A 23,502-nucleotide genomic window follows, 5' to 3' on the forward strand; every position below is an offset into this window, starting at 1 on the left:
CGTTATTGTTCTGGCAAGTTGAGATCCAGCTTGGCGGCGGGTTGTTCTGCTTGCTGGCTTTCCGCTTGAGCTGCTGCCAGGGCGCGTTTCAACGCCTTGCGTTTTTGCAGGATGATAAACCCGACCCCGCCCAGAATAACCAATAACCCGCCACCACCGGCCAGCGCCCAGATCAACCAGCCCATTCCCCCCTTCTCTTCCGCTTCCCCGGTCGCTTTAGCGCTGGAGGTTGGCTCGGCAGCAGAGACCGGCGGCGGAGGTGGAGGTGCTGGCGGAAAGACATTGAAGGTTTTCACCGGCATAGCAATCTTTACTTCACGGCCAAGGCGGGTGGTGCCATAGAGCGCGGCCTCTACCTGATACTGCCCAGGCTCCTTGATGACGGAAAAATCGACATCCAGTTTGGGCGCAGTCGCCACTTCGCTAAACGAGTAGTAGCCACCGGTTTTGCTGGTGACTGTGCCCTTGAGCGCCACAGAGGCGGGATCCAGCTCGTCACGGTCAACCAGCAGTGACAACTTGGCACCCAGCTCTTCGGAGGGAGGCGCCAGATTGTAGGTAAAGGGATAAGGATAAAGCAGCACTTCCTGATAGCGGGCCCGGACAAACACCTGATTGCCGGTACTGAACATGGCGCGGTATTTGCCCGCCGGAATATCCTGCAGGATCGCCTCCGCCGTCATGACGCCATCACCCGGCACCTCATCAAGCCCCTTGCCGTCGTCAAGGTAGTGGCCAATCTCCTGATCGAGCACCGTATTCTGCTTGCCTGGGTCGCTGAAGGACTGCAGTTTGACCCTCATCCCCAGATCGGAGAGGTAGTACTTGTCCTTGGGCGGCTGGCCATCGATCGAGAGCCACGCTTTGAGCTTGACCACCTCTCCCTGATAGAGCTGCATCGGCAAGGCGGCGATATCCATCCGGATATCGGAGAGGATCCGCACCCGGTTGTCGGGATCCACCTCGCCAATCGCCTGCCACGGGCCCGGCATGGGATTGCGCAGGGTAATGAGATCATGCACCGGCAGCGCCAGCCAGCCCACATCATCCGGTTTGACCTTGCCCACGTAGAGCTTGCTGCCATCTGGGCGCACCAGGATCACCGAGGGGGTACCCGGCTTGCGCTTGATGATAAAGGTGATCTCCTTCACCCCGTAATCGATGCGAAAGCGGTTATCCAGCAACGGAATATCGGAAGGGGCAAATACCTCGGTCGCCGAAGCGCCAAGCGACCCCAGCAGTAAAAAAGAGGCCAGCCACTTGCTCATTGCCGCCACAGACAGCTCCCTCCCTTCTTCTGCACCAGATCCAGTCTCGCTTCGTGCAACGCCTGCACCTCTTCGCCCGCTCTGATCACCTTGAGCGCCGGTCGGTTGCTCTCCAGGCGACGGATGCTGGTGTCCTGGCTGCTCTCGTTTTCACTGCTTTCGGTGGCCAGATTGAGTTTGGTCTGGCCACCGGTCATCAGCAGGTAGACATCCGCCAGGATCTCCGCATCGAGCAAAGCCCCGTGCAGAGTTCGGTGCGAGTTGTCGATACCGTAACGATCGCAGAGCACATCCAGGTTGTTGCGCTTGCCCGGGAAGAGATCCCGCGCCATCGCCAGGGTATCTGTGATGGTGCAGATATCGGCCGTCTTGAAGTTGAGTCCGAGCTTGCTGAACTCGTAGTCCATGAAGCTCACGTCAAACGGCGCGTTGTGGGCGATCAGCTCGGCGCCGCGGATAAAGTCGAGGAACTCGTCGGCAATCTGGCTAAAAGAGGGTTTGTCGCGCAGGAACTCGTCGGTAATCCCGTGAACCTGAATGGCTTCCGGGTCCACCAACCGATCCGGCTTGATATAGACGTGGTAGTGGTTACCGGTGAGCTTGCGGTTGATCACCTCCACACAGCCGATTTCGATGATGCGGTGGCCAAGGTAAACAGGGCCGCCACCGGTATTCATACCTGTGGTTTCGGTATCCAGGATGATCTGGCGATTCAGTTGGGGTGTGTTCATGATCCAATCTATGTCAAACTTCGGCTTTACTCGCTAGTTTACCCCAAGCCTCATGTTAAAACAGATTGATTTGTATACGGATGGTTCCTGCCTCGGCAACCCGGGCCCGGGCGGTTACGGCGCCGTCATGGTCTATGGCAAGCACCGCAAGGAGATTGCGGCCGGCTTTCGCCTCACCACCAACAACCGGATGGAGCTGATGGCCGCCATCATGGGCCTGCGCACCCTCAACGAGCCTTGCAAGGTACGCCTCACTACCGACAGCCAGTATGTCCGTCAGGGGATCACCCAGTGGATCATCGGCTGGAAGAAGAAAGGGTGGATGACAGCCAACCGTCAGCCGGTCAAAAACGTCGATCTCTGGAAAGAGCTGGATGCGGAAGTGAGCCGTCACCAGATCGAGTGGCTCTGGGTTAAAGGGCACTCGGGCCATCCGGAGAACGAACGCTGTGACGAGCTGGCCCGCGAGGCGGCCTGCGGCAAGGAGCTGGCCGAGGATACCGGCTACCAGCCCTGACGGGCCATACCCGGTGTGGCGAGGGACTTTGGCAGCTGCCAGCGGCGGCGCACCGGGATCAGCGGAAAGCGCCGTTTACGGGCGGCAATCACATAGACAGAAGCAAACGCCCGGCAATAGTCCCGCCCTACACTCTCCTGCCACCAGCTGTGCCAACTCTGTTTGCCCATAAACGAGTAACCGAAGCGCTCGTCAAACATCACCTCGCACCCCAGCAGATGGAGCCAGTCGGTGACCCGCCCGGGGGTAAACATCCGCGCCGACCAGGGCACCTTGCGCCGCAGAAAAGGGATGCAGTGACCTATGCCCACCAGACTCATGGGGTTGTAGCCACTGATAATCAGCCAGCCATCGTCGGTCAGCACCCTTTCAGCTTCACGCAACACCTGGTGGGGATCGGCCGAGAAATCGAGGCAATGAGCCAGCAGACAGGCATCGACACTGCCGGTACGCACCGGCAATGCCAGCGGATCGCCATACAAGTCGAGCAGCCGTCCTTCGGAAGCGACGCCTACCTGATGACGAATGGATGAGCGTTTGCAGGAGAGTTCGGCACTCAGGGCGCCAATCTTGAGCAAATGATAGCCAAACAGGTTGGGACACCAGCTGTCGAGCCGCTCCTGGATCTCGGCGGCAACCCAGTCCCCCATAGGCAACGCGGACCAGCTGGTCGGGATCTCGATTTGTTGTTCGGTACGTGCCACCTGCATAATAGGGCTCAACTCGCGGTTTCGAACGCCATCCTGTTATATAAGATACCCTCCCTAAAGAGAAGCAGACTCATGTATCCAGTGATCACAGTTCCTGCCTTTAATGACAACTACATCTGGTTGATTAGACACGAAAATCACTGTCTGGTTGTCGACCCGGGCGACGCAGCCCCCGTGCTGGAGCGGCTCTCGGCGCTGGGGCTGGTGCTCGATGCCATCCTCCTGACCCACCATCATCACGACCATGTGGGCGGGGTTGGCGAACTGCTCGAACAGTTCCCCCATGCCCGGCTATATGGCCCCAAACTTGACCCCATGCCGGCCCACCATGGTCAGTGGCTCGAAGATGGCGATCAGATCAACTGGCACGGTCTTGCCCTCGAGGTGATCCATGTGCCCGGCCATACCCGCGGCCATATCGCCTACCATGGCAGCGGCATGCTCTTTTGTGGTGACACCCTCTTCTCGGCCGGTTGTGGTCGCCTCTTTGAAGGGACGCCGGAGCAGATGTATCACTCGCTGCAACGGCTCGCCGCCCTGCCCGATGACACCCTCATCTATTGTGCCCACGAATACACCCTGTCAAACCTGCGCTTCGCCTACGCGGTCGAGCCGGACAACCCGGCGATCCGTGATCAGATCGGGCTGATCAGCAAACTGCGGCAACAGGGGCTGCCAAGCCTGCCCAGCCGACTGGGGGACGAACGCAGGTTTAATGTTTTTCTGCGCTGCGAGCTCGATTCAGTGAAATTTTCTGCTGAAAAGCAGGGGCTAAAATGCGTGGAAAATCCGGTAGATACCTTCACGATCCTGCGCCAATGGAAGGATGTTTTTTGAACAAACCTTGATCAGGGGGGGATTGCCCCTTATGATGCGAGCTGTTTTTCTTAAAAATGACCGGAACGAGATGAAGGTACGAACGGCCTTATTGGCAGCGCTGTTGCTCAGCGGCTGCCAAAACCTGAGCCATCAGGATGACCGGGCGCTAACGGCAATCGAGCCGATCAAGTCCCCCCAGGTCAACAAAAAAGCGCATAAAAAACACTCTTCACGATTTCTGTTTGGCGATGAACAGCTGGACGAAATGGAAGATACGGACAATCTGTGGGTGCGTATCAGCGATGATATGCAACTGGAAACTCCGGACAATGCGCGCATCCGCCAACAACGTGAGTGGCTGTTGCGCAATGATAAGCATCTGGCGACCATTGCCAGCCGGGCTGAACCCTACCTCTATCTGATGGTAGAGGAGATTGAACGGCGTGAGCTGCCAATGGAGCTTATTACTGTCCCGATGATCGAGAGCATGTTTGATCCGCATGCCCGATCCCGCAGCAATGCCGTCGGTTTGTGGCAGTTTGTGCCCGCCACCGGCAAGAACTTCGGTCTGCGCCACGACAACTGGTATGACGGACGGCGCGATGTGCTGGCCTCCACCAATGCGGCGCTCGACTATCTGGAATACCTGAACCGCTTCTTTGATGGTGACTGGCTGCAAACGCTGGCCGCCTACAATGCCGGTGAAGGACGGGTTCGCAACGCCATCCAGCGTAACCAGCGTGCCGGCAAACCGACCGACTACTGGTCGCTCGACCTGCCGCGCGAAACCCAGATGTATGTGCCCAAGATCCTGGCCATGGCTGACATGATCAGCAATGCCGACAAGTACAACGTCCAGCTGCCGGTGCTCGCCAACGAGCCGAAGCTGCGGGTGGTGGAAACCGGCAGCCAGATCGATCTGAACGTGGCGGCCCAGCTGGCCGGTGTGCGCACCTCGCTGCTCAAGGAGGTCAATCCTGCCCTGAGCCGTGGCGTGATGTCACCGCGCGGCCCCTACCGCCTGCTGGTACCGGTTGAATATGCCGATACCCTGGAGCTGGCACTGGCCGATCTACCCAAGAGCGAGCGTATCCGTACCCGCTCCTATCAGGTCACCAGTGGCGACACCCTGTCACGCATCGCCCAGAATCACGGCGTCAGCGTGAGCGAGCTGAAACTGGCCAACAATCTGCGTGGCAACAGCCTGCGTCGTGGTCAGCGTCTGGTCATTCCGACCAGCGGCCATACCGTCAGCAGCAAGGCAAGTGCTGCCCCGCAACAGCTGGCCAGCCGTGGCAGCAGCCAGAAAAGCAAGGTGAGCTACAAGGTGCGGGCAGGTGATAACCTGTGGAGCATCAGCCAGGCTCACGGCGTCTCCCACGAGGAGCTCGCCAAGTGGAACGGTCTGAACGCCAAGTCGGCCCTGAAGCCGGGCATGCAGCTGGTGGTCTACCCCAAGGGTGGCAAGCAGAGCGGCAAGTCGATGGTCTATCAGGTTCGCCGTGGTGACTCCATCTCCTCCATCGCCGCGCGCTTCCAGGTCGCCATCAACGATGTGATGCGCTGGAATCAGCTCGACAAAGGGGATTACCTGAAGCCGGGCCAGGAGATCACCCTGTTTGTGAAGAACAACAGCTGATCCTCCGCCAACGCCATTAAAAAACGGAGCCAGTCAGATGACTGGCTCCGTTTTTTTATTCCCTCTATTTCCCATCACAAAACTCACCCCCTTCACCCCTCGCTGTGCTGGCCAAGCGCAGCCACCACCATATCCATCAGATCGGCCAACCCCTTGAGCGGCCTTGCAGGTACTCTCTGTGGCCTTCGCGGAGAGCTTACTGGTCACTATAAGCTAGATTTATGGCATTTCCCAAAATGCCCCAACTTTTGCTTATACCGCACCTCTCATCCCATGGCATGACCAAACCGGCCGAAAGAGAGTGGAAAACCCCATTCGCCCGCTCGTCTGCATACGATTCATGCCCGCTCCTCTCCCCCCGCAACCAGGGGGCTATTGCACGGCTTATTCCCAGAGCCGGGTCGGCACCACCAGCAACACGGTGCGCTGACCAATCGCCACGTTGGCGTTGGGGAAGACCACCGCCTCACGCGGTTGCTCGACGGTGTAGCGCAACTCGCCATCCTCGGCCAGCACGAACCCTTGCGGGAATTCGGTGAAGTTGTCCACATCGCTGGCAAACAGGAAGCGAAATTGCTCCGATTTTTTGGTGATCACCCGATCGATGACAAACAGGGTGAAATCATCCGCTCGCCACGGCTCCAGCGCCACTTCATCTTGCGTGACCAGCTCCTGCAGCGCCTGGCGGGTCTCGATAAAGCGGGTCATGTCGTTCTCGCCAAATGGCCGCACCTTGCCCAGCTCCACCGTGAAGGCATGGGCGCCGTGCTGGCGCGAGCTGTAGTAGCTGAAGGTGGTGGTCGGGCTGGCGGAGAGCAGTATGGTGCGCACCCCGCAGGCACCGAGGAACTGCACCTGCTCGCGGCAGTGGGACCCGCTCGTGGGGGAAGGGGTAGACGGCAAACTTCTCGTGGCGCGAGCCGCGAATGGCGGTGTGCAGGTCGTAGTGGTAGCGGGGACGGGCCGGATCGGCAAAGAAGCGGCTCACATACTGCTCGAGACGCATGGCACGGATCCGCTCCCGGTTGCAGAGCCCCTCCCCCTTGCTGTGGGCGCCGGAGAAGAGCCGGTTCATGTTCTCCTCCACCTCCCGCAGCCCGAGGTTCATCGCCGCCGGATTGCCAAACAGGAACAGTACCCGATGGCGGGCGGTCAGCTCACCAGAGAGCAGACGGCTCAGCAGCTGGTTGCAAATCTCGATAGGGGCAGTCTCGTTGCCGTGAATACCGCAGGAGAGGACGATATCCTTGCGCCCTCCGGGCAGGCCGCCCGCTCCGCTGGCAGGCTCCAGACAGATGACACCGGTATCCCAGACGCTGACTTTCGTGCCGTCCGGCAGCGCAAAATCAAAGGGATCGAGCTGCCACTCATGGCTGCGGGTCATGGCCAAAAAATCGTGCTGGGGAATCATCCGTCTCACCCTCTTGCGCTGGAATACTATGGCCGGATTATACGCAAGGCGTTGCGGCTTAAAACCGATTTTTAAACAAATTCAAACATTAACGATACAAATTGCGGCAAGGTAAAACGGCAGCACCGGGCGGAGCAACAACGGGATATGAAGGCGGGGAAACGAGAGCAATAACGGGGCAAACAACAGCAGGGTTGACGGGGTGACCTGATGGCACCCGGCCGCCAGCATACAAGTATCAGCAGATAAACGAGGCATCCATGCCCGGCTGATCAACCACGCCAGAACGGCTTGGTGGTCTCTTGATAGCGGTCAGCTTCGTTCAGGCCGATGTCTTTGAGCAGGTACTCGGGCAGCTCGGAGAGCTGGCGACGGCCGCGGCTGCGCTCCAGCCAGGTCAGAACGGTCATTTTAACGCGAGCAACCAGATTCAATTGGCTGGAATGCTGGTAACCGGTTTCGGTATAAGTCATGTTGGCCATGATGTGGCTCCTCTGAATATTTGTTTACGCACTGGGCTTCAATTTGATGCGCAAAGCTTAGTCAGGGAGTCAGACCGACTCAATTGACGAATTTTGATACGTTACATTAGTAAATCTAATGTCTAAAAACGGCAGGATTTAATTTTAACGCTTTGATTTTAAACAACTAATTATCTTCACAGTTGGCCAGCAGAGTCGCACAGCATATTGTGCTGCATGGCACCCATCTATATATGCATTTTACTGCTTTACATATGCAGGGACGAGCAAGGTGTGAACAGCTGGCAACAGCGGAGTTACACATGATTGTTAATTTAATGATCTTGCGGCGATCTTTATTTAACACAATGAAACATAAATAAAACCAGCACCGCATCCCCATTCAGAGGCGCACATTGCCCCTCCCCAAAGTGCCTCTTGGCACTCCAGCCGCATACTGGTATGTTTATTTATACAGTAGTTTTGCTACCCGCAGCTGATGTCATACCTGATGTCGTCAACAGCGGGTCAGACCACAGGATCATCGATGGATACCTTTACCCCTACCGCCGCCCTGCGTCAACAGATGGAGGCCATTGAAGCCTCTCTGGATCAGCTGGCCACCCTGCTCGGCCAGCTCGAACTGCAGGAGGCCCATGTCTATCCCCTCCCCCCGGTGGCGCAGGGCGAAGAGCACGATCCCATCAGCCAGATTGAGGTGGGTTACCTGAGCGGCGACGAGGCACTGGCTGCCACCTTGTCGGCCTATCGGGATCACAGCGCCCGCCCCGGCTGCTCCACCAAGGCCACCCGTCGTCTGCCGGGCTGGCTGCGCTTTCCCGCCGCCGCCGCTCCGCTGATCCAGCCGCTGGTTGAGGAGATCAACCAGCGCAAGCTCGATTTCAAAGCGCTGGTGCAGCAAGCGGGCGGACGGGACGAGAAGTTCGAGCTGGTACATACCGCCTTGCCCGGGGTGATCACCCTGCAGGTCTACCGCAAGCTGACGTGGCTACATGGAGAGCTCCACTCCCTCGGTTTTACCTGGGCTGACAAGCAGACCATCAATCGCCTCACCCGCGAACAGGTGCTGGAGATGCTGGAGCGCAGCCGCCGCTACATACCGGCCCTCTCCAACAACGAGGAGTGGAGCAAGATGGTGGATCAGGAGGTGTACGACATTCGCCGCCTGCCCGCCGATGCTGAGCTGCGGATCCGCCGCCCGGTCAAGACCCACCCGATGATCAACCTGCTCTGGCAGGATCGCACCCCGCGCAAGCAGCAGCTCAAGGCGAGCCTGCCGCTGCTGCTCTGCTCGGACAGCCCGCCCGCATTCACCCATCTGGGCAACTATCCCCCCAAGAGCCGGCAGGCGCGGCGGGATCGCAAGATTGGCTGCGACCCCATCATCGAGCGGCTGCACCTCTACCTCTATCAGGGCTGACGCGACGAGCCTGCTAAAACCGGCACGCAGAAACGACTGAGGGGAGCACATCGGCAAGATGTGCTCCCCTCTTCCATATGGCATGGCCATGTCGCTGGTGATACAGCGGATCAGCTCATCAGCAGGGCCCGCAGGCTCTCCACATCCAACCCGCGCACCTCGGACTGGCCGCTCAGCAGACCATCGGCCAGCGCCCGCTTCTCGTCGTGCAGGGCGACAATCTTCTCCTCCACCGTCTGCTCGCACACCAGCCGATAAACGGTCACCGGCTGGGTCTGCCCCATCCGGTGGGCCCGATCGCTCGCCTGATCTTCCACCGCCGGGTTCCACCAGGGATCGAGGTGCAGCACGGTATCGGCCTGGGTGAGGTTGAGACCGGTGCCCCCCGCCTTGAGGCTGATGAGAAAGAGCGGTACCGCCTCGTGGCGAAAACGCAGGATGGAGTCCTGCCGCGCCTTGGCCGAACAGCCGCCATCCAGATAGCAGTAGTCCCAGGACTTCTGCTCGATGCGGGCACGCAGCAGGCTCAGCAGATCGACAAACTGGCTGAACACCAGCACCCGATGGCCGCCATCGATCGCCTCCTCCAGCAGCGCCATCGCCTCATCCAGCTTGCTGCTGGTCTGTGACCACTCGGGCATCACCAGCTCCGGCGAACAGCAGAGCCGGCGCAGTCGGGTTAACCCGCTCAACACGTGCATCAGGGCACGGCCATCGGCACTTTGCACCTGCTGCACCACCTCGCGCCGGGTTGCCTCGTAGAGCTGACGCTCCTCGGGGGAGAGGCTGATGTGGTGAATGATCTCGGTCTTGTCCGGCAGCTCGGTCAACACCTCCTGCTTGAGGCGGCGCAGGATAAAAGGGCTGATCACCGCCCGCAGCAAGGCCATGTGCTGGGGATCCTTGACCGCCTTGCCAAAGCGGCGCTTGAACTCGCCGAGACTGCCGAGCAGCCCCGGGTTGATAAAGGTGAAGAGGCTCCACAGCTCCCCCAGATGGTTCTCGATGGGTGTGCCGGAGAGGGCGAGGCGGAAATCGCCGTCGAGCTGGAACAGCAGCTTGGCGCGCTGGGTACCGGCGTTTTTGATCTGCTGCGCCTCATCGAGCACCATGGAGGACCAGCGCCGCGCCTTGAGCGCCTCCGCCAGACTGCCGAGCATGCCGTAGTTGATGAGGATCACCTGCCCCGCTTTGGCATCGCGAATAATGCGCTCGCGCTCGGCGGGATTGTCAAAGATCACCACCTCCAGCTCGGGGGCAAAACGGGCGACCTCCTCCTGCCAGTTGGTGACCACCGACTTGGGCACCACCACCAGCGCAGGCCCCAGATGCTGGCGCATCCGCAGCACGATCAGGGCCTGCAGCGTCTTGCCAAGCCCCATGTCATCGGCCAGACAGGCGCCAAAGCCATGATGGGCCAAGGTCGCCATCCAGCGCACCCCCTCCTTCTGGTAATCCCGCAGCGCAGTGAGCAGCTCGGGCGGGCAAGACACCTCCTGCTGCCACTCCTGCTGCAGGGATTGCCACGCCGCGTCCCCCTCGGTGGTAATGACCGAGAGCAGACGGGTGAGCGGGTAAGCCAACTTGTGGTTGATCCGCTGCTCGTCGTCGAGCATGGCCCCCAGCATGGAGAGCCGCTCCACCAGCTTGTCACTCAGCATCAGGCTGGTCTTTTCGTCGAGCTGGACGGTGCGCTGGCCCGGGGTCAGCTGGCGCAGGATCAGGCGCAAATCGAGGATCTGGTGCTCATCAAGGGCAAGCGCCCCCTCTACCTGAAACCAGTCCTGCCGCCGCTCGATGCGCAGGCTCAGGGCCGCCTCATCGAGACTCTTGAGGCGGGCACTGTCCTGATGCCAGTGAATGACCACGCCAGCATCCACCAGCTCGGGCAGGGCGTTGACCAGCGCCAGTGCCTGCTCTCCTTCGAGGCGCCACTCGCTGCCGGGCAGATCGATGGGAAGCTGGTTGCGCAGCAGCTGGGCCTGCCCCTTCTCGGCCCCGAGATCCCGCTGCCAGTAGTGGTTGCCCTTGATCCCCTGACGGATGATGGTCTCCCCCTTGCCCAGAGGCTGGGGAGGCAGCTCGTCAAAACGGGTCACCAGCTTGACCGCCAGCTGACCATCCTGCCAATCGAGCTGCACTGAAGGAATGCCCGGCCAGGGGGCCAGTTCGGCATTGCCGTGCAATCCCTCAACCTGGCTGTGCCAGGGCAGATCGGCGATCCCGTCCAGGGTGCGCTGCAACTCGCTCATCCCCTCGGCGGGCAGCAGCGGGATGGATTCGAGCGCCGGCAAGCGGTCGAGCAGCGGCTGCGGGGTGAGGATGAGCTGCCACAGATCCTGCGCCAGCGGCATGATGTGAGCGCCGCGTGCGGCAGCAGCGGGGATCAGCAGGGCGCTCATCCCCTCTTCGGTCGCGATAATCTGCAGCAGCGGCGCCGTGATGGCGAGCTGCAGTTTCTGCCCCTTGGCGTTGAACAGGCGCGGATGGTCGGCGAGCGGCGCCCAGACATCCCGGGGCAAGCGCCCCACCACCCGCGGCAGGGTGCGTACCACCGCCCAGTCGTGCTCATCGAGCAGCGCCGCATACTGGGTGGAGAGCAGGGTAGGATCGACCCGGCGGCCCGCCGTCCACTCCCCCTTGGTACTGAGCTTCTGGATCTTGCACTCCAGCTCGGGGCCATCGGCATGGAGCAGCCACACCAGCCGCTCCTGCGGCTTGCGGACGCCACTGGCGCGGCCCAGCCCCTGCAGCCAGTTGAGCCAGCTGGCGGAGGCGGCCCCCTTCTCCTCGCCGGACTCTTCCTCTTCCGCGTCATCATCGGCATCGCTGCTGCGCAGCTGGCATAGCGGTGCCCCTGTGGCCGCCTCGCCCAGCAGCAGGCGCAGCAGATCCTGACAAAACGCCATCAACCGGTGATGGGGTTCGGCATCGAGCAGGTGGGAGAGATCCCACTTGTGCAGCATGGCCACCTGCGGGCTCTGGGCGCCGTGACGGGCCAGCGCGCAGAGATCGAGCCAGAGATAGCCCCAGTGCAGCTCCTCTACCGGCAGTTGCAGGGTATCGAACAGCCCGACCGCCTGGCCGTGCCGCTCCCCGGCCCACTGGCTAAGCAAGTCGGCCAGCAGCGGAAACTGCCCGCCGAGGCTGCGCTGCCACTTCTTGCGCTGCTCGCTGGCGATAACGGGGTCAGCCTGTTGCAGCCAGCCAAGCCAGAGCAGGGCACTGAAGGCTCGGGGCCACTGCCCCTCATGACCCTCGGCCTGCCACTGGCCAAGGGCCGTGAGCAGCCGCTCACCCAGCGGGCCGCTCTCTCCTTGCGAGGCAACCGCCTGCAGGGCAGGCCACAAGAGGCTGGAGTCGGAGCTCTCGCCATCACCGCAAAGCCAGCGCCACTCCGCCTCGAATGCCCGCCCTTGCGCTTGTACCTCGGGGGCACAGCGGGTCAGAGCACTCGCCAATGGCCAGCGCTCTTCATAGGGGGCATCGAGCAGCAGTTGCAGCGAGAAGTGCTCCAGCAGCAGTTGCTGCCAGGCAGGGCTGGAGCCAGCCAGCAGCTGATGGGCATCGGGGGTATCGAGCAGGGTGAGAAGCTCGCCGGGAGAGAAGAAGGCCGGGATCTCGCCCGCCTTGCCCCGGCACAGTTCGCGCACCACTCCGTGAACCAGATCCTGACCGGTCACCGAGGAGACACGGCTCCAGTCTGGAGCGGCGCACACACCGGCCCGCACGCCCAGGATCAGCGCCAGCGTCCCCTCGGCAGTCAGGCTCCACTGCTGCTCCCCACGCAATCTGACAAGGCCAGCGTCATGGAGCCGGGTCAGGTGGCTGGCGAGCTCATGGCCCGCCTCCAGCGTCTCTTGTAACAGACGGGTACTGGCGACACGCTGCAGTTGCAAGGTACTGAGCAGGAGATAACTATCCGAAGAGAGGGTGGAGGCAGACATCAAAACTCACGGGCAGATGCAAAAGCGGAATTTTAACGGTAAAGCGCCGGCCACTCGACCCTTTACAGTGAAATAACTCAAAAAAAAACGGCCATCCGTGATGACCGTCGAAAGTAACGAAGGAAATAGCCGGATTTACCAGTTATCTCCCACAGCGGGAAAATCGGGAGCGCTAGCCCCTAATTCGTGGAGCCAATGCTAGAGGTTGGCGCTTCAAAAAGCTTTGAAGCGGATCACAGTTGAAAAGGATTTCTGAAAGCGCTTTCAAATTTCAGGCAGGAAAACAGTAGGGTTCAAGCCAAATGAGTCACAGCGCGACCAGAAGCCATAGTGCTGATCGCCTGTTGGTTGACGGCACCATCTTTGATGTTATCAACCAATCATCTTGCTTGGATAAGCCCATTGCATATGAGAAAACTGCCCGGACAAACAAGCCAAAACAAAAAACCCGCAAAGCCATAAGCTACGCGGGTTTCAGGTATTTCCCGGACTGTTCCGGGCAACGATTTGGCGGAGAGACAGGGATTCGAACCCTGGGTGGCATTGCTGCCACAATTGATTTCGAGTCAATCCCGTTCGGCCGCTCCGGCATCTCTCCGTGGGATGATTTTTTACCCAAGCGAGGGGAATAATGCAATGAAAATTTCTTACTTATCAATCGAGTGAATGCTTTTTAGCCAGCAATCTCTCCCTTACTCTCCATGCAAACCCTGTCGGCACCAAACAATCCAGACAGGATTGTCTGGCCAGATAAAAAGATTTATCCATCTTGTCCTGTTTGCCATTCGAGTCAGTTTTTCGCGGTTTATCAGCCCCTTGCGACAAAATGGGTGACAGCCGCCGCTTTTGGCTGGTTTACTGTCGCCTCAACGCGCTTTTGTCGCAAATAGCCTTGCGCAACAAGGCCAAAAAAGAACAGAGATAACTGTCGGGGCATTAAGTCGCAATCACCTTGCCCCGCGCCAACCGATGGAATACCGATGCCAATAAAACCCCTCCTCTTTCTGCTGCTGACCCTGATGTCTACACTCCCCGTGCAGGCCAGAAGTTATCCACTTCCCGCAGCTGGCAGCCGCCTGATTGGCGAGCTGGAGGATTACTTCATCCAGCAGGATGAGTATCTGGAGCTGGTTGGCAAACACACCCAAATTGGTTTTTTGGCGCTGCTTGAAGCAAATCCCGGTGTTGATCCCTATTTACCCAAGCCGGGCACCCGCTTGACCCTGCCGACCCAGATGCTGCTGCCCGATGTCCCGCGCGAGGGGATCGTCATCAATCTGCCCGAGCTGCGCCTCTACTACTTCCCGAAAGGGAAGCAGGAAGTGATCGTGCTGCCCATCGGGATCGGCGACATCGGTCGCGAGACACCCGAGATGGCCACTACCATCATCGAGAAGACCCCGGATCCGAGTTGGGTACCCGGCCCCATGGTGCGCAAATCCTGGCTGGAGCAGCAGGGGATCACGCTGCCAGCGGTTGTACCACCGGGACCGGACAATCCTCTCGGCAAATTCGCCATGCGCCTGGGTTATGGCAAGCGGGACTATCTCATTCACGGTACCAACAAGGATTTTGGTGTAGGCCTGCGGGTGAGCGCGGGCTGTATCCGCCTGCGCCCTGATGATATCGAGTCCCTCTTCAAGATGGTGCCGATCGGTACGCCGGTGCGGGTCATCAATCAACCGGTCAAGGTTGCCATCGAGCCCGACGGCCGTCGCTGGCTGGAAGTGCACTCTCCTCTGTCACGCACGGAAGAGGAGATGGAGCAGGGCGCGCCTCTTGTTCTCACCCCGGAGGTAGAACAATTTATTGCGGCCCCCGAAGTAGAACAGAGTGCAGTCGCTGAGACTCTGGCACTGAAGAATGGCTTGCCCAAGCCCATCAGCGGCTGACACTGCACGGAGTCGCCCCAAACCATGAGATACCTGCTGCTCTTTTTGCTGCTCTCCAGCCCGCCGCTTTGGGCCAAAGACATCCTATGGATGCAAAATGGTGATCGCCTAACCGGTACCATTGAAGAGATCACCGACCAGTCGGTACGGATTGCCCTGCCCTATAGCGGGTCAGTGACCGTCAAACGTGATGCTATCAAACGCTGGCGACTCGAAAAGCAGGAGAAGCCCAAGGCGACAGCCAAGGGAGGCATAAAACTGTTCGAGGATGGGAGTGATGAGCGCAATGCCTGGCTCTGGAGCGGTAGCGGCGATCTCAACGTCAAGATCAGGGACAACGACAAGAAGACCAACAATGTCAACGTCAAAGGCACGACCGAAGTGGCCAATCTCGACTGGCGTTACACCCTTTCGGGAGAATATAACTACGAGACCTCCAACAACGTCACCGATAGCCATGACTACAAGGTGACGCCCACCCTCGACTATTTCTTCGATCAACACTGGTTTATTCGCAGCTCGGTCAATGCCGAATATGACATGCTGGCCGACAACTATTTCAAACTCGACTTTGGTTCGGGCCCCGGTTATCGATTCTGGAATGACAAAAAACGGCGGCTCGAGCTTATTACCCAGGGTGGCATGCAGCGAGCCTACTATCGCAACAATGAGCTGGTGAGCATCTTTTATTCAAGCTCACATACCATCAGCTATCCCATCGGGGAGCTACTCTGGGACTACCGCCAACCGCTATCCTTCTGGCAGCAGCCATTCGAGCTGTTCAGCAAAGGAAGCTATACCAAGTATCTGGCTCAGCCCTCCCCCTATATCACTCTCAACCAGGATATCTCTGGCAGCATTGGCATGCGTTACTACTTCAACGATCATCTGCGCCTCTCGTGGAGCACTGAAGTCGAACGAGAGGAAGGGGTGTTCAACCTGGGCCCGTTCAGCCTGTCTCTCAACAAAACTGATTACAAACACCTTCTCAGTCTGGGAGCCAGTTTCTAGGCCCAAGAGTAATCAAAAGGAGGAGCCAGATTGACTCCTCCTTTTATGAGACACACAGACTGGCAGCTAGATCAGCCCCCAAGCCGCGATCTGGTAAATCCACAGCATCGCCAGCATTGTGCCCACCATCCCCATAATGACGCCGATCCGCACCATCTGACGGCTCTCCACCAGACCGGTGGCGTGGGCCAGCGCATTAGGCGGCGTACTGATGGGGAGCGACATGCCCAACGATACCGAGATGGTCACCGCCAGGATCAGGGTATGGCTGCCGCCCCACTCGGCCAGCTCCGGCATGCTGACCGCCAGTGCCGCCACCAGCGGCAGCAACAGGTTGGCTGTCGCCGTATTGGACATAAAGTTGGCCATCACAACCGCCAACAGGCAGGCCCCGACCAGTACGGCGAGCGTGGAGTACTCATGGAACGGTATGTGAGTAATGAGACGCTCCGCCAACCCTGAGTCTTCCAGCGCCAGACCCAGCGCAATCCCGCCCGACACCAGCCAGAGTACATCGAGGGAGATCTTGTGCAGGTCATCCTTGGTGATGATCCCTGTCGTCAGGAATACGGCGACCGGGATCATGGCGACGACGTAGGAGTTCATGCCGTGCAGATCACCGAGCAACCAGAGCACTATGGTGGTAATGAAGGTGAGATAGACCACCCAGGCCCGGGGCGTCTGCATGAAACGCCCCTCGATTTTCAGCTCGATCTGTTTGAGCGGGCTCGGGAAGAAACGCCCCAGCAGAAACCAGCCAAGCAGCAGCAAGAGCGCGACGAAGGGCACCGCAAACCCCATCCACTGACCAAACGAGATAGCATGCTCGCCAGTAAGATATTTGAGAGCCACTGCGTTGGGCGGCGTACCTATGGGGGTACCAATTCCGCCCAGATTGGCCGCCAGCGGAATGGCCAGCACAAATCCCACCTTGGCCGGGTCCCGCTCCGGGAATACCGCCAGCACCGGAGCCAGAATGGCCAGCATCATGGCCGTGGTAGCGGTATTGCTCATGAACATGGAGAAAGTGGCGGTAATGAGCATCAGCCCCAGCATCACGACTCTGGGGTTGCGACCGAAAGGGCGCAGCAGCACCCGCGCCAGATTCACATCCAGATGGTATTTGGTCGCGGCGATGGCCAGAAAAAAGCCGCCGAGAAAGAGCATGATGACCGGTGAGGCAAAGGTTGCCATCACCTCGGTCGACTTGAGCAGCGAACCAAACCCGGGCTCGCTCTTGCCTGCCGTCATGAACCAGAGCCCCTTGTCGGAGAGCAACAGCAGCTCCAGCACGATGATCAGCACAGAGGTGGCGAAGATGGGGATGGGCTCCAGGATCCAGCAGAGCGCCGCCAGCACGAAAATAGCGACCACCCGCTGCTCGACCACAGTAATTCCCTCGAGCGGGATCCAGTGCGTCGGGATCAGCAGGATAAAGAGACTGAACAACAGTGGCAAAATAATCTTGTGATTGATGGGCACTATCGTCTCCAGAATAGGGATTGAGAAATCGATAGTGGCATAAGATGCTGCCGTTTCAGGAAACGGACTTGCCAAAATGAGAGCTGGCTAACCGCATACAACGCGATTTTGTGAGTCATATCAAGCACAAGCAGCGTCTCTGAACGTTCATGCCGCGCCTGACGGCCAAAATGAAAACGGGCTCGCTATTGCGAACCCGTTTGCTCATCGTCAACGACGAGGGATCAGAAGTAGATGCGAGTCACCGACTCAATCACGCAACCCGGGCGGCGGATCCCTTCGATCTCCACCTTGATCTCCTTGAGCAGCTCCAGTCCACCCTTGATGGGGGTAACCCGTGCCAGCTTGGTACGAGCGCGAATGTTGCTCTCCACCTTGATGGGGTACGGGAAGCGCACCTGATCCAGCCCGAAGTTCACTACCATGCGAGCAGTCGGAAACTCGGGGGTGGACTCATCCACCGAGCCGGTCAGCTGCGGCAGCAGAGCCAGCGTCAGGAAACCGTGCGCAATGGTGGTCTTGAAGGGCGACTCGGCAGCCGCACGCTCCGGATTGGTGTGGATCCACTGATGATCGCCGGTCACCGCGGCAAACTGATCGATCATCTGCTGGCTGATATGGAGCCACTCGCCGACATGGGTCTCTTCGCCGATCTTGCCCTGCAGCTCGGCATAGAGCGCAGCGGCTTCGCCTTCCAGCTCGATGGCAGGATCCTGCGCCACAGCAGGCTGACCGTTAGCCACCTGAGCCACGGTGTCGGCATTCTGCTGCTGTGCGTTCTGGGCTTCGCTTTGCAAGTCCAGCACCCGTCCCAGCAGAGGGTGAAGATGTGCCTTTTGCTGAAACTCACGCCAGTAGTCGCGGATAGCCGGAGAGAGCCAATCCTTGAGCTCAAAGGGGTGCTGCGCCAGAATTTCGCGCTTGCGCTTCAGAAAATCGACAACTTTCATGTTCCGATCCCTATGTGATTCAATGCCGGTAAAGAGGTCTAACCAGTCCTATTTTATTAAAGTTACAGCTGAAAGTGCAAAAAAATCTCGGCGTACACCTGTACCAAAGCAGAAGTCACTACTCATATCACATCAAAAAGCATTATCTACCAATGAGGAAATCGATTTCCAACAGAGATCTCGCCTTCCCTTCTATCCCTGTGGCGATCAAAAAAGGCCCGCAACGGGCCTTGTTCAATCAGCTCAGCGCGGGGCTGACCACCATTCACGCATGCCGGCATCATCGAAGAAGGTCCAGGCCAATACCCGGCTCACCTTGTTGCCCTGCGCCATCTCAAGCACCCGAACCTGACGTGCCCCGACCCAGGTCAATGCCTTTTTGGCAACCGGCAGATTCTCCTTCTTGGAGACCAGCGAGCTGAACCAGAGGCACTGGCTGGCAAACTCCTTGCTCTGATTGATCATCCTGGTCAGAAACGCCGCCTCGCCCCCGTCACACCAAAGCTCGGCTTTCTGGCCGCCAAAATTGAGTACCGGCGCCCCCTTCACCTCTTTGCCCAGATTGCGCAGCTTGCGCTCGCTCCCCTTGCTCGCCTCAGCCAGCGAGGCGTGGAAGGGAGGATTGCAAAGGGTCAGCGCAAAGCGCTCCTTCGGCCCTATGATACCGCGAAAGACATGTTCGGCATTGCCCTGCAGGCGACACTCGATCTGGTTGCCAAGTCCGTTGCTTTTGGCCAGCAGAGCCGCCGCTTTCACCGATACCGGATCGATATCGGAGCCGACAAAACGCCAGCCATACTCACGACTACCGAGCAGCGGATAGATACAGTTAGCTCCGACCCCGATGTCCAGCACCCTCACCCCTTTGCCGGCAGGTACCTTGCCAGCACTCTCGGCCAGTAGATCGGCAACCCGGTGCAGATAATCGACCCGCCCCGGAATGGGTGGACAGAGGTAACCGGCGGGCAGATCCCAGTGAACAATGCCGTAGTGGTGGGCCAGCAAAGCCCGGTTCAGGGCCTTGACCGCAGCGGGATCGGCAAAATCGATGGTGAGATTGCCGTAGTCGTTGGTAAAGAGATGGGTGGCCAGCTCCGGAGTCTGTCGGCAGAGCCCCTCAAAATCGTAACCATCGAGATGGCGGTTGCGGGGATGGAGTCCGGATTTGCGGTCATTGCGGGATGTCATGCTGGGCCTGCCGAAGAAAAACGGGCCCACACTATAGTGATTTGGCCTGCGAAAGTCTAAATCACAGCCATAAAAAACCGGGCTTCAGGAGCCCGGTTCAAGTGAGGTTGGAAAAACAGTCCGTACTGCGAGCCGTTTGTCCAGCCTGACTCAGATATCGATCCGGCGCGCTTGCCAGAACTTGCTGCGCCAGTATTGGCTGTCCAGCTTGGAGCGGGTCACACCGGCTCGGGTCGAAGCGTGGATAAACTCGCCATTCCCGACATAGATGCCGACATGATTGAGACGACGATTGATTTTGAAGAAGACCAGATCACCCTCGACCAGATCCTTCTTGGAAACACGAGTCCCTTCATGGACTTGAGAGCGAGTGTCACGGGGTAACTCGACACCGACGGCATTGCGGAACACTTCACGGGCAAAGGCGGAACAATCGATACCACGCTGGCTACTGCCACCCATCCGGTACGGAACTCCACGCCACTCTTTATAAACTGTCAGAATTTCATTCACATCAGGTGTTTGCGAAGCTTCCGGTTCAATAACGGGTTCCATCATGGAAACTTCGATCTTGCTCGCAACCTCGGTTTGGGGTGCCGAGGCACAACCCACCATTCCGAGCGCGACCAGCAGTAGCATCAGGTGGCGCAATCCTTTATCCCCGCAAAAATAGAAATCTTGTTAAAATACGGCCCCGAAAGGCAATTAATAAGGCAACAGCACCCGACTATATCCAAGAATTCTATCGAGGCAAGTGAAAATCCCTATCGGGCTCACATTTTTGCAAGGAAATGCACGATTTTTCATAATTAATGTGATCATGGCCAAACAATATACAATCGCAAAAGCGGCCATCCGGCTCAGAGATAAGTGGCATTTATCCCTGCTTCATCACCCTTTTTAAGTGAAAAATTATGATCGCCACCGATCTTTTTTTGTTAAATCCGACCCTGATTGCTCAGGAATCGCTCGCTACCCTGCCCGAGCTGTTATCGGCCGATGAACACAATATTTGGCAGCAAATGAGCCACAACTTGCGCCGTCAGGAGTATCTGGTCAGCCGGGCTTTGCTGCGCCAGCTTCTGGCACAGAGACTGGCCACTTCGCCATCCGTGTTGCAATTTAGCAACGGGGAACACGGCAAGCCGCAGCTGCAGGATGGGCGCTGGCATTTCAATCTCAGCCACAGTGGATCCTGGCTGGTGCTGGCACTTTGTCAGCAAGGGCCGCTCGGGGTGGATATCGAGCTGGGTAAAAGACGGCACTCTCCCCTGCCCCTTGCCCGGCGGTTTTATGCACAGAGTGAATATGAGTGGCTCTGCGCCCTGCCGGAGAATGAGCAGGAGAGCGCCTTCTACCGGCTCTGGTCACGCAAGGAAGCCGTGCTCAAGGCCCACGGTGGCGGCATCGCTGCCGGGCTTGAGAAAGTACGCTTCATCCCCGACGAGGCGTGGCACCTCGATAACCAGCTCGATGAGCAGCACTATGAGGTTCAGGATTGGCCCTTTGCCAGTGGCTGGCTCAGCCTTGCCGCCGCCACGACAGCGGTCAATGGCTACCGGCTGGATGAGCGCTTGAATTGCCATCCCCTCACCCCCATGTTGTTCCAAACCCTTTCGGAAGAGTCCAACTGATGATCGTCGACATTACTCCCCAGAATTTTCACGCAGAACTGATCGATGCCTCCATGAAGAAGCCGGTCGTCATCTATTTCCATGCGCCGCAGATGCCGGAGTGCCAGGGAATGACGCCGTTGATCGAATCGCTGGTTGGGCCTGCCAACGAACAGGTCACGCTGGCCAAAGTGGACATGAACAATCCCCAGCTGCAACCGCTGGCCAGCCAGCTCGGCCTGCGCGCCTTGCCAGCACTGGTGCTGTTCCATCAGGGACGCCCGGATGAACAAGGGATCATTGAAGGGCCGCAGGATGAAGCGACCCTACGCCAGTTCTTCGCAGCCTTCGCACCAAAAGAGGAAGAGGAGCTGTTTGCCAAGGGGCAACAGGCACTGGCCGATGGCCAGCCCGGCGAAGCTTATGCCCATCTGGGCAAAGCTCATCAGATCGCTCCGGAGCGCCACGACATCAGCCTCTGGCTCATTCAGGCCGCGCTCGACCTCAACCTGCTCGACGAAGCACAGGAGCGGCTCGGCAATATTCCGATGGTGGCACAAGATAGCCATTTCCATGCCCTGACCTCACGGCTGGCACTGGCTCTGCAAGCGGCGGACAGCCCGGAGTTGCGTGCGCTGGAAGCTCGCCATGCCGAGAATCCGGATGACTTTGCGCTGGCACAGGAGCTGGCAGTGCAATACAACCAGGCAGGTCGTCAGGAAGAGGCGCTGGGATTGCTGCTTGTCATCCTCAAGCGGGATCTTGCTTTTGGCGATGCCAGAAAGACCTATCTCGACATTCTGGCAACCATGGGCAGCACACCGGTGGCACAAAATTACCGTCGCAAGCTCTATAGCCTGCTCTATTGATCGAGTTTTGAAGGGATGAAGAAGGGGCGTGCCGGGAGACCGGCATGACCTCTGGGGTCAAAAGGGAAAGCGGGGATGGGAAATTTCAGGCAAAAAAAAATGGCGCATAACTGCGCCATTTTTTTCGCATGGCTTACTTCTTGTACTTAGTAGCCATGTTGTCGATGCGCTGGTTAGCACGCATAGCTTCTTGCTTGGCTTCAGCAACATCAGCAGCGATCTTGGACTGATCAGCACGAACAGCGCTAACATCTTGAGCCAGCTGGTCAACTTTGTTAGACAGATTCTGAACGGAAGTTTCCAGTTCGCTAGTGTTTGCGCAACCACCCAGCAGAGCGGACAGACCAACAACACCTACCAACAACAATTTTTTCATTTTTAAAGCTCCCTTGAACTCGCCAGACGTTTAGCAAGCGGCGTGATTATGGCACAAAAAAATCATACTTTGCATAGTCCCCAGCACAGATAAATGCATTAAAACCCTCATTTTTTTTTGAATGAACAGTTTTTGTTCAGATTCGGCTAAAAAATGAGTGCCGCGTGATGAGGACACGGACAAAGACTAACCAAAATTTTCGCTTATTACAATTTCGTATGAGCCTCAGGCTGTTCGTTCTGACAGCAATTGGCGATATTGCACCAAATCTTCGATGGTGATCACGGGCATCCGGTGCTGACGACCGAAAGAAATCAGGTCTGGCAAGCGGGCCATGGAGCCATCTTCCCTGGTCAATTCGCACAACACCCCGAACGGTTTCAGTCCGGCAAGCTGCATCAGATCGACCGTCGCCTCGGTGTGGCCACGGCGCACCAGCACGCCTCCGGTACGGGCACGCAACGGGAATACATGGCCAGGCCGGTTGAGATCACCCGGTTTGGCCCCATCGGCAATGGCGGCACGAATGGTAGTGATGCGATCAGCCGCCGAGACACCGGTAGTGACCCCCTGCGCCGCTTCGATGGTGACGGTAAACGCGGTCTGATAGTGGCTTGAGTTAGCCTCCACCATCATCGGCAGTTCGAGCTGACGCACCCGCTCATCGGTCAGGCAGAGACAGACGATGCCGGAGCACTCGCGGATCATCAGCGCCATCTGTTCATTGGTCATGGATTCGGCGGCAAAAATGAGGTCGCCCTCGTTCTCCCGATCTTCATCATCGGCCACCAGCACCCCCTGGCCTGACCGCAAGGCAGTCAGAGCCGCTTCGACACGGGCAATTGGATTACCGAATTCACTGAGTAGAGACTGATTCATGGTAAAGCTCCCAAACAAGAAAAGGACCAGAATCAGGGCATGGAAAGGCAGACAGGAATGGCCATGCAGCAGCCAGCCCCCAAGGAGGCAGAGAGTGCAATGTCTGTCTTATCCTCTTTCATCCGGACTATGACCGTCGGCTCCGGCATCTCACCGGATCTGCTGACCCCGCCCCGGCAGACCGGGGTCGGGCGCTCGCGGGCTCCCCGAGTCAGATCGGGATACCGCCGGTGGGGAATTTCACCCCGCCCTGAGAATAAGCGCTGACAGCCTAAAGAAAAGCGCCGGCAGATACCAG

19 protein-coding genes, 1 tRNA gene, 1 pseudogene and 1 riboswitch are annotated in these 23,502 nt (G+C 58.4%); of the genes and pseudogenes, 8 read left to right on the forward strand and 13 right to left on the reverse strand.

Annotated features, from left to right (window positions below; all coding sequences use genetic code 11):
- Positions 1-2: 2 nt before the first annotated feature.
- Together WE862_RS17810 and dnaQ are read right to left on the reverse strand one after the other, a co-directional pair.
- Positions 3-1,268 carry a TIGR03503 family protein gene (locus WE862_RS17810; protein ID WP_042031295.1) on the reverse strand — a complete coding sequence of 422 codons (1,266 nt, stop codon included), beginning with the start codon at positions 1,266-1,268 and terminating at the stop codon, positions 3-5.
- A complete protein-coding gene (gene dnaQ, locus WE862_RS17815) occupies positions 1,265-1,999 on the reverse strand; it encodes a DNA polymerase III subunit epsilon (RefSeq protein ID WP_043849544.1) in 735 nt (244 codons plus the stop codon). The genes WE862_RS17810 and dnaQ overlap by 4 nt, the downstream gene beginning before the upstream one ends.
- A gap of 52 nt (positions 2,000-2,051) precedes the next feature.
- On the opposite strand from dnaQ, the gene rnhA reads away from it, so the two are divergent.
- Positions 2,052-2,516, forward strand: a complete 465-nt coding sequence (gene rnhA / locus WE862_RS17820) for a ribonuclease HI (protein WP_042031299.1) — start codon at positions 2,052-2,054, stop codon at positions 2,514-2,516.
- Here rnhA and WE862_RS17825 read toward each other — a convergent pair.
- The gene (locus WE862_RS17825) at positions 2,504-3,226 is read right to left on the reverse strand and encodes a methyltransferase domain-containing protein (protein WP_042031301.1); all 723 of its coding nucleotides are present in this window, start codon (positions 3,224-3,226) and stop codon (positions 2,504-2,506) included. The genes rnhA and WE862_RS17825 overlap by 13 nt on opposite strands.
- A gap of 72 nt (positions 3,227-3,298) precedes the next feature.
- Here WE862_RS17825 and gloB point away from each other — a divergent pair, with 72 nt between their 5' ends.
- Together gloB and WE862_RS17835 are read left to right on the forward strand one after the other, a co-directional pair.
- Positions 3,299-4,063: a hydroxyacylglutathione hydrolase gene (gene gloB / locus WE862_RS17830; protein WP_042031302.1), complete on the forward strand. Its 765-nt coding sequence runs from the start codon at positions 3,299-3,301 to the stop codon at positions 4,061-4,063.
- A 70-nt stretch (positions 4,064-4,133) separates the two neighbouring features.
- On the forward strand, positions 4,134-5,684 hold the full coding sequence (locus WE862_RS17835) for a LysM peptidoglycan-binding domain-containing protein (protein WP_042031303.1): 1,551 nt from the start codon (positions 4,134-4,136) through the stop codon (positions 5,682-5,684).
- Between the two features lie 384 nt (positions 5,685-6,068).
- Here WE862_RS17835 and astE read toward each other — a convergent pair.
- Both astE and WE862_RS17845 read right to left on the reverse strand, forming a co-directional pair.
- A pseudogene (gene astE / locus WE862_RS17840) lies at positions 6,069-7,095 on the reverse strand (succinylglutamate desuccinylase).
- Positions 7,096-7,367: 272 nt separating this feature from the next.
- Entirely contained in the window at positions 7,368-7,577 is a 210-nt protein-coding gene (locus WE862_RS17845; protein WP_042031307.1) for a DUF1127 domain-containing protein, read from the reverse strand.
- A gap of 526 nt (positions 7,578-8,103) precedes the next feature.
- Between WE862_RS17845 and WE862_RS17850 the strand changes: the two genes are divergently transcribed.
- Entirely contained in the window at positions 8,104-8,997 is an 894-nt protein-coding gene (locus WE862_RS17850) for a DNA replication terminus site-binding protein (protein WP_042031309.1), read from the forward strand.
- Positions 8,998-9,107: 110 nt separating this feature from the next.
- On the opposite strand, the gene WE862_RS17855 is transcribed toward WE862_RS17850, so the two are convergent.
- Positions 9,108-12,944: a DEAD/DEAH box helicase gene (locus tag WE862_RS17855; RefSeq protein WP_042031310.1), complete on the reverse strand. Its 3,837-nt coding sequence runs from the start codon at positions 12,942-12,944 to the stop codon at positions 9,108-9,110.
- A 508-nt stretch (positions 12,945-13,452) separates the two neighbouring features.
- A tRNA-Ser gene (locus WE862_RS17860) sits at positions 13,453-13,542 on the reverse strand.
- A 382-nt stretch (positions 13,543-13,924) separates the two neighbouring features.
- On the opposite strand from WE862_RS17860, the gene WE862_RS17865 reads away from it, so the two are divergent.
- A complete protein-coding gene (locus tag WE862_RS17865) occupies positions 13,925-14,836 on the forward strand; it encodes a L,D-transpeptidase family protein (RefSeq protein ID WP_042031312.1) in 912 nt (303 codons plus the stop codon).
- Between the two features lie 24 nt (positions 14,837-14,860).
- Positions 14,861-15,847 carry a DUF481 domain-containing protein gene (locus tag WE862_RS17870; protein WP_042031313.1) on the forward strand — a complete coding sequence of 329 codons (987 nt, stop codon included), beginning with the start codon at positions 14,861-14,863 and terminating at the stop codon, positions 15,845-15,847.
- 66 nt (positions 15,848-15,913) lie between these two features.
- Here WE862_RS17870 and WE862_RS17875 read toward each other — a convergent pair whose 3' ends face one another.
- The 4 genes from WE862_RS17875 to WE862_RS17890 form a co-directional block, all read right to left on the reverse strand.
- A complete protein-coding gene (locus WE862_RS17875; protein ID WP_041208667.1) occupies positions 15,914-17,329 on the reverse strand; it encodes an SLC13 family permease in 1,416 nt (471 codons plus the stop codon).
- Positions 17,330-17,553: 224 nt separating this feature from the next.
- On the reverse strand, positions 17,554-18,279 hold the full coding sequence (locus tag WE862_RS17880) for a MaoC family dehydratase (RefSeq protein ID WP_041208669.1): 726 nt from the start codon (positions 18,277-18,279) through the stop codon (positions 17,554-17,556).
- 243 nt (positions 18,280-18,522) lie between these two features.
- On the reverse strand, positions 18,523-19,467 hold the full coding sequence (rlmF, locus tag WE862_RS17885) for a 23S rRNA (adenine(1618)-N(6))-methyltransferase RlmF (protein WP_042031315.1): 945 nt from the start codon (positions 19,465-19,467) through the stop codon (positions 18,523-18,525).
- A 150-nt stretch (positions 19,468-19,617) separates the two neighbouring features.
- Positions 19,618-20,106 carry a C40 family peptidase gene (locus tag WE862_RS17890; protein ID WP_033114246.1) on the reverse strand — a complete coding sequence of 163 codons (489 nt, stop codon included), beginning with the start codon at positions 20,104-20,106 and terminating at the stop codon, positions 19,618-19,620.
- Positions 20,107-20,381: 275 nt separating this feature from the next.
- Here WE862_RS17890 and WE862_RS17895 point away from each other — a divergent pair, with 275 nt between their 5' ends.
- Positions 20,382-21,101 (forward strand): 4'-phosphopantetheinyl transferase family protein, encoded by a 720-nt coding sequence (locus WE862_RS17895; protein WP_042031317.1) that lies wholly within the window; start codon positions 20,382-20,384, stop codon positions 21,099-21,101.
- Positions 21,101-21,949 carry a tetratricopeptide repeat protein gene (locus WE862_RS17900; protein ID WP_041208672.1) on the forward strand — a complete coding sequence of 283 codons (849 nt, stop codon included), beginning with the start codon at positions 21,101-21,103 and terminating at the stop codon, positions 21,947-21,949. The genes WE862_RS17895 and WE862_RS17900 overlap by 1 nt, the downstream gene beginning before the upstream one ends.
- 133 nt (positions 21,950-22,082) lie before the next feature.
- On the opposite strand, the gene WE862_RS17905 is transcribed toward WE862_RS17900, so the two are convergent.
- Both WE862_RS17905 and ribB read right to left on the reverse strand, forming a co-directional pair.
- Positions 22,083-22,325: an Lpp/OprI family alanine-zipper lipoprotein gene (locus WE862_RS17905; RefSeq protein ID WP_033115038.1), complete on the reverse strand. Its 243-nt coding sequence runs from the start codon at positions 22,323-22,325 to the stop codon at positions 22,083-22,085.
- Positions 22,326-22,550: 225 nt separating this feature from the next.
- Positions 22,551-23,204 carry a 3,4-dihydroxy-2-butanone-4-phosphate synthase gene (gene ribB, locus WE862_RS17910; protein WP_042031318.1) on the reverse strand — a complete coding sequence of 218 codons (654 nt, stop codon included), beginning with the start codon at positions 23,202-23,204 and terminating at the stop codon, positions 22,551-22,553.
- A gap of 106 nt (positions 23,205-23,310) precedes the next feature.
- Positions 23,311-23,466, reverse strand: a riboswitch (FMN riboswitch).
- Between the last annotated feature and the right edge of the window lie 36 nt (positions 23,467-23,502).

Source organism: Aeromonas jandaei (genome assembly GCF_037890695.1).
In the GTDB taxonomy this organism is placed as follows: domain Bacteria; phylum Pseudomonadota; class Gammaproteobacteria; order Enterobacterales; family Aeromonadaceae; genus Aeromonas; species Aeromonas jandaei.